This window comes from Sediminibacterium sp. GW821-FHT12F12 (genome assembly GCF_058806635.1).
This window is the reverse complement of the sequence record NZ_JBXAPW010000036.1, coordinates 1-652: the sequence shown is the minus strand read 5'-3', so window position 1 is coordinate 652 and position 652 is coordinate 1. Positions and strand designations below refer to the sequence as shown.

General features: G+C 36.8%; 1 protein-coding gene. It reads right to left on the bottom strand.

Features of this window, described 5'->3' with window-relative positions:
• The coding region (locus AC1RNB_RS18580; protein WP_493085257.1) for an IS3 family transposase at positions 1-632 on the bottom strand (632 nt) is incomplete at its 3' end.
• Between the last annotated feature and the right edge of the window lie 20 nt (positions 633-652).

Below are 652 nucleotides of genomic sequence, written 5' to 3'. Positions count from 1 at the left end.
CTGCTACCGTTTTTGCTTTTATAGGTTTTAATGCTGATTTTGGATTGGAGATGCATTTGGCTGGGCGTTAGATATGAACATGATAAATGCGGTCTTTCCGTATTGTAAATCTGTATTGTTTGGGCAACGATTTTCTGATGTGTTATCAGATCTACTTTATAGTTTTCAAGATAAAATTCATTCTTAATAATCCCATTGACTCTTTCCGCTACTGCATTTGAGTATGGGTTTGAGTCGGTGGTCATACTACAACTTATCTTATGTTTTAATAACAAAGCTTGATGATCATTTGCGCAATATTGTATCCCCCTGTCAGAGTGATGTATCAAAGGGCTATGGGGATATTTCCGTGATTTGATGGCCATATTCATAGCTCTTAAAACACCTTGTAAATTCAAACTATCCGATAAATCATAACCCACTATTTTTTTAGAGTAAGCATCAGTTATCAGTGCCAGGTAATGATGTCCTTTTGCTCCTGCTACATAGGTAATATCTGATACCCACACCTGTTCGGGCCTATTAATAATTGCACCATTTACAAGGTCTTTATGCTTACGGAACCGATGATGGGAGTTGGTTGTAACCCTGTAGCTTCGTTTAGGTCTGATATCTAAATGGTTAGCTTTCATGATAGTAAATAATTTATCCC